At 62.7% G+C, this 1,142-nt stretch carries 1 pseudogene; it reads right to left on the bottom strand.

Annotated features, from left to right (window positions below):
* Positions 1–307 precede the first annotated feature (307 nt).
* Positions 308–1,018: pseudogene (locus S4A8_RS19105) on the bottom strand (acyl-CoA dehydrogenase family protein); the annotation flags it as partial.
* Positions 1,019–1,142 lie beyond the last annotated feature (124 nt).

Raw genomic sequence — 1,142 nt, 5'->3', positions numbered from 1 at the left:
TTCGGGTTATTCGGGTTATTCGGGTTATTCGGGTTATTCGGGTTATTCGGGTTATTCGGGTTATTCGGGTTATTCGGGGACAGTATACTTAACTCACCCCGACCCCAGTCTCGGGCGGACCAACCCCGAGCCGGGGCACATGTCGAACACGGCCGCTACCCCGTCAATCGCGCCGATCGCGAGGCGGTGAAACAACGCGTGGATACGCTGCCCAGCCAGGATGCCATCGCCCGCCGTAACCGGGCGCTTTCCAAGGAACCGGCCGGCGCGCTCGATGGACCTAACGGCAGCCTGGCGCGGCTCATGCTCAGGTGTACCAAGTCGGCTCAGGAATCTCGCCGAGTAGGGCGAAACGACCGACCTCAACCCGCTTGTAGGCAATCGGGTCGTGCAGGCTGTGGGTTCGCAGATTGCGCCAGTAGATATCAAAGCCGTACTTGTTGGCGCTGGCCCGGGCGCCGGTCAATTCGTACAGGCGGGTGGCGATATCCAAACCGGTCTCCACGATGCGCTGCTTAGCCGCGGCTACTTTCACGGCCGCTTCCCCGCGCTCGCGGGCTGTCACCGTCTCGCGCGGCCGGTGCAATAGCTCATCGACCACAGCCACGGTCTGTTCCACCAGTGCCTGGCTGGCCCACAGCCGAGACTGCAGATCGCCAAAACCGTCGAGCACATAGAACTCGTCGGCAGCGCGGGCCTTGTTATCGCCGCCGTAGGGCCAGGGGCGCGTGTTGCGGCGGTTGTATTCGAGCGCGGCCGCCAGCGCGCCTTCGGCAATGCCCAGATAAAAACTGGTGAACACCAGCTGGATGGCCGGCACGTTGAGGGTGGCATACACGCTGGGCTGATAGCGCTTGTTCACGAAGCCGAGGGCGTCGCGCCAGGGGACTTCCACATCGCGGATCACTACCCCGCCGGATTCGGTCAGACGCTGGCCGAGGTTGTCCCAGTCGCCGAGAAATTCCAGCCCGTCCTGGCGCGAATCCACCACCGCGAACACATGCTCGCCGCTGCTCTCGCGACCATACCCCGGTTTTAGTAGCGTTTCGATACAGAGTCCCAAGGTTTAAATGGCCGCCTCTGCGGCCATTTGCGCAGCGTAGTCAGCGGGCGTCAGCCCGCTGAGTTCTTTCTTCGGTCGT

Origin of the sequence: Salinisphaera sp. S4-8 (genome assembly GCF_040361235.1) — a bacterium.
GTDB lineage: Bacteria > Pseudomonadota > Gammaproteobacteria > Nevskiales > Salinisphaeraceae > Salinisphaera.
The sequence above is the reverse complement of the archived record's forward strand: the minus strand, read 5'-3'. Positions and strand labels throughout refer to the sequence as shown.